Genomic DNA, 4377 nt, shown 5'->3' on the forward strand with positions numbered 1-4377 from the left:
GTCCTCCGGCAAGACGACGCTGACGCTGCACGCGGTGGCGAACGCGCAGAAGCTCGGCGGTTCGGTGGCGTTCATCGACGCCGAGCACGCGCTGGACCCGGAGTACGCGAAGAAGCTCGGCGTCGACATCGACAACCTCATCCTGTCCCAGCCGGACAACGGTGAGCAGGCGCTGGAGATCGTCGACATGCTGGTGCGCTCCGGCGCCCTGGACCTGATCGTCATCGACTCCGTGGCGGCCCTGGTGCCCCGTGCGGAGATCGAGGGCGAGATGGGCGACTCGCACGTGGGCCTCCAGGCCCGTCTGATGAGCCAGGCCCTCCGCAAGATCACCAGCGCGCTCAACCAGTCCAAGACCACCGCGATCTTCATCAACCAGCTCCGCGAGAAGATCGGCGTGATGTTCGGCTCCCCGGAGACCACCACCGGTGGCCGGGCGCTGAAGTTCTACGCCTCGGTGCGCCTGGACATCCGCCGGATCGAGACGCTGAAGGACGGCACCGACGCCGTCGGCAACCGGACCCGCGTCAAGGTCGTCAAGAACAAGGTCGCCCCGCCGTTCAAGCAGGCCGAGTTCGACATCCTCTACGGCCAGGGCATCAGCCGCGAGGGCGGCCTGATCGACATGGGCGTGGACCACGGCTTCGTCCGCAAGGCCGGCGCCTGGTACACGTACGAGGGCGATCAGCTCGGCCAGGGCAAGGAGAACGCCCGCAACTTCCTCAAGGACAACCCCGACCTCGCCAACGAGATCGAGAGGAAGATCCTGGAGAAGCTCGGAATCGGGGTACCGGCGAAGGCCCCGGCCCCCGAGGACACCGGCACCGCCCCGGTTCCCGTCGCCGCCCGGCCCTCGACGGGAACCGCCGCCTGACAGGTGAGCACTCGGCGTGCGGCCGCAGGCGGCGGCTGCACCCGGGCACCGTCCGGCGGGCGCCTCCGCGGCGTCGACCACGGGCGGGGAAGCCTCTGCGGGCAGCGGCGATGAGTTCCCCCGCCGGACGCAGTCCTTACCTGTGTCCATCGACCGGACTCACCCAGGAGAGCATCATGACCGTTACCTACACCTTCGACGTATTCTCCAGCCTCGACGGTTTCGGCTCCTACAACGGTGACGGCGACTGGGGCGGCTACTGGGGCAAACAGGGCCCCGAGCTCCTCGACCACCGGCTGTCTCTGTACGGCGAGGATCAGCGGATGGTCTTCGGTGCCAACACGTACCGGGAATTCGTGCGGCTGCTGGGCCCGAGCACGAAGGAGTCCGGCGTGGGTGACGCATGGGTCACGCGGATGAGGAGCCTGCCGGCGACGGTCGTGTCGAACACGCTCGAAGGGCCCCTCGACTGGCCGGACGCGACCGTCGTGAGCGGTGACGCCGTCGACGTGGTCGCCCGCCTCAAGGAGGAGTCCGAGGTGCCGTTGCGCTCGCACGGGAGCCTGTCGATGAACCGGGCGCTGATGGCCGCCGGCCTGGTCGACCGCGTCCAGGTGACGCTCTTCCCCGTCATCACCGGTCGGACCGGTACGGAACCGGTCCTCCGGGGTGCGGCCGACTTCGACCTCGAACTGATCGAGAGCCGCACGCTCGACGGCCGTACCCAGGAGCTCACCTACCGGCCCACCCCGCATTGACCCCCACAGACCGGGGAGTCGACGACGGCGTCGCCGAAGCCGGGCGGACGCGGGCGAACTCGTCGAGTGCGGCACGCCCCCGTCGGTGATGCCGGCCCGGGTGCCGGCATCGGCAGTCGACGCCGAGCACGCATGGCGGGAAACTCTGAATGATGGTTCACTTCATTCATGGCCTACCGCAAGACCCCGGCCGAAGTCCGTCGGCTCGAAGCCGCCCGGGAGCATCTCGTCGTCCGCGCCACCGAGGTCGTGGCGGAGGTCGGCTGGGCTCAGGCGTCCGTGACCGCTGTCGCCGACGCGGCCGGGATCGCGGCCGGCTCCGTCTACCAGCACTTCTCGTCCAAGTCCGCGCTGGCCGTGGAGGTCTTCCGACGCGCCGCGCAGCGCGAGGTGGACGTGCTGGGCGGGGTGCTGGAGGGCGACGGCGACCCCGCCGAGCGGTTGCGCCGGGGTGTGGAGGTGTTCGCCCGCCGCGCCCTGGAGAACCACGGCCTGGCGTACGCGCTGCTCGCGGCGCCCGCCGAACCGGCGGTCGGCGCGGAACGTCTCGCCTTCCGGCGCCGCTACCGGGCGCTGTTCGCCGCGGTGATCGACGAGGGGGCCACCGCGGGCCTGCTGCCGGACCAGGACGCGGAGATCACCGCCGCCGCGCTGACCGGCGCCGTCGGCGAGGTCCTCGTGTACCCCCTGAGCACCTCGGCCGCGCACGACACGGACCGGCTCGTCACCTGCCTCACCGCCGTTGCCCTGCGCTGCGCGGGCGCGCCTCCCTGACCCGGGCCGCGCCCCTCGCTCCCGCCCGTGTGCCGCACCCGCCGTCCCGTCTCCCGGAGGAGAACCGATGCCCGCGCCCGCCGCACCCCGCAGCAACCCGACCGCCGTGACGCACGAGGTGACGAACCAGCCGCCTCCGCTCACCGGTCACGACGCCGCCGACGACGCGGTGCTGCTCGAAGGGGTACGCCGCGAGGGCGCCGCATGGCACCTGGACGAGCTCCATCGCTTCGGCCGCTACGTCGGCGGCGAGGAGGCGCAGCACTGGGCCGACCAGGCCAACCGCCACGAACCGGAGCTGCGTACCCACGACCGCTTCGGCCACCGGATCGACGAGGTCGAGTTCCACCCCGCCTACCACCGCCTGATGGACGCCTCCGTGCGGGCGGGTCTGGCGGGCGCCGCCTGGGCCGACGAACGCCCCGGGGCCCATGTCGCTCGCGCCGGCGGCTTCATGCTGGCCACGATGCTGGAGCAGGGCCACCTGTGCCCGGTCTCGATGACGTACGCCGTCGTCCCGGCACTGCGCCGCTCGCCGGACCTCGCCAGGACGTACGAACCGCTGCTGACCAGCCGGGTGTACGAGCCCGGGCTGAGCGCCCCCGCCGCCAAGCGCGGCCTGCTCGCCGGCATGGGGATGACGGAGAAGCAGGGCGGCACCGATGTGCGCGCCAACACCACGGCGGCCGCCGAGCAGACCGACGGCACCTGGCGGCTGCGCGGGCACAAGTGGTTCACCAGCGCGCCGATGAACGACCTCTTCCTGGTCCTCGCCCAGTCGCCCGGCGGTCTGTCGTGCTTCCTGGTGCCGCGCGTGCTGCCGGACGGGAGCCGGAACACGTTCCGCATCCAGCGGCTCAAGGACAAGCTCGGCAACCGCTCCAACGCTTCCGGCGAGCCCGAGTTCGACGACACCGTGGCCTGGCTCGTCGGTGACGAGGGCAAGGGCGTGCGCACCATCATCGACATGGTGACGATGACCCGGCTCGACTGCGTGCTGGGGTCCGCCGCAGGCACCCGTGGAGCGCTCGCGCAGGCGGCCCACCACGCGCGCCACCGCTCCGTGTTCGGTGCCCAGCTGATCGACCAGCCCCTGATGCGCAACGTCCTGGCGGACCTGTCCCTGGAGTCGGAGGCCGCCACGACCCTGGCCCTGCGCCTGGCGGGGGCCGCCGACCGTGCCCACCGGGGCGACGACGGGGAGCGCGCCTTCCTCCGCCTGGCCACTTCCATCGGCAAGTACTGGGTGTGCAAGCGACAGCCCGCCGCGGTCGCCGAGGCCCTGGAGTGCCTCGGCGGCAACGGGTACGACGAGGCGTCCGGGATGCCGCGGCTGTACCGCGAGGCCCCGCTCAACGGCATCTGGGAGGGCTCCGGCAACGTCAACGCCCTCGACATGTTGCGGGCGTTGACGCGGGAGCCCGCGTCACTGGAGGCCTTTCACGCCGAGATCGAGACGGCGACCGGGGCGGACGCGCGTCTCGACGCGGCATGGCGGGAGCTGCGGACCGAGCTGGCACACACGGAGGACGCGCAGCTCCGGGCCCGCCGGGTCGTCGAACGGGCCGCTCTCGTGCTGCAGGGCTCCCTCCTGGTGCGCCACGCCCCGGCGGCGGTGGCCGACGCGTTCTGCGCGACCCGCCTCGCCGGGGACCGGGGGCTCGCCTTCGGCACGCTCCCCGCGGACACCGACTTCGCGGCACTGCTGGAGCGGCTGCCCGTCTGACGGGGGCAGCGGGAGGGCGACGGGAAACCGCCGCCGCCCTGTGGTCGACCCGTGCTGCCCGGCCCGCGGTCGTCCCGTCAGTGGCCGTCGTGAGCGTGGCGGAGGTAGGCGTCCAGCTCGGCGGCACCGGCCAGCATCGCCCGCCCGCGGGCGGCCAGCCGGGCGTGCCAGTCACGCAGGGCGGCCGCCAGCGGCTCCGGACCGCCCGCCGCACGCACCTGGGCGACTGTCTCTTATACACATCT

The 4377-nt window shown here is 72.3% G+C and carries 4 protein-coding genes and 1 pseudogene; 4 read left to right on the top strand and 1 reads right to left on the bottom strand.

The window, feature by feature from the left end:
* The 4 genes from recA to CR470_RS36045 form a co-directional block, all read left to right on the top strand.
* Positions 1 to 874, top strand: an 874-nt coding sequence (gene recA, locus CR470_RS36030; protein ID WP_097871800.1) for a recombinase RecA, incomplete at its 5' end; no start/stop codon positions are given.
* Positions 875 to 1050: 176 nt separating this feature from the next.
* Entirely contained in the window at positions 1051 to 1632 is a 582-nt protein-coding gene (locus CR470_RS36035; protein WP_097871803.1) for a dihydrofolate reductase family protein, read from the top strand.
* 168 nt (positions 1633 to 1800) lie between these two features.
* Positions 1801 to 2406, top strand: coding sequence for a TetR/AcrR family transcriptional regulator (locus tag CR470_RS36040; protein WP_097871805.1), 606 nt, complete (start codon positions 1801 to 1803; stop codon positions 2404 to 2406).
* A gap of 67 nt (positions 2407 to 2473) precedes the next feature.
* Positions 2474 to 4132, top strand: coding sequence for an acyl-CoA dehydrogenase family protein (locus CR470_RS36045; protein WP_097871807.1), 1659 nt, complete (start codon positions 2474 to 2476; stop codon positions 4130 to 4132).
* Positions 4133 to 4209: 77 nt separating this feature from the next.
* Here the strand turns inward: CR470_RS36045 and CR470_RS36050 are convergent.
* Positions 4210 to 4359: pseudogene (locus tag CR470_RS36050) on the bottom strand (MerR family transcriptional regulator); the annotation flags it as partial.
* Between the last annotated feature and the right edge of the window lie 18 nt (positions 4360 to 4377).

The organism is Streptomyces sp. rh34 (genome assembly GCF_002551245.1).
Taxonomy (GTDB): domain Bacteria; phylum Actinomycetota; class Actinomycetes; order Streptomycetales; family Streptomycetaceae; genus Streptomyces.

What these genes read in the sequence shown, in the direction of transcription:
- CR470_RS36035 (WP_097871803.1), top strand. Translation starts at nt 1,051, where the DNA reads ATGACCGTTACCTACACCTTCGACGTATTCTCCAGCCTCGACGGTTTC.
- CR470_RS36045 (WP_097871807.1), top strand. Translation starts at nt 2,474, where the DNA reads ATGCCCGCGCCCGCCGCACCCCGCAGCAACCCGACCGCCGTGACGCAC.
- CR470_RS36040 (WP_097871805.1), top strand. Translation starts at nt 1,801, where the DNA reads ATGGCCTACCGCAAGACCCCGGCCGAAGTCCGTCGGCTCGAAGCCGCC.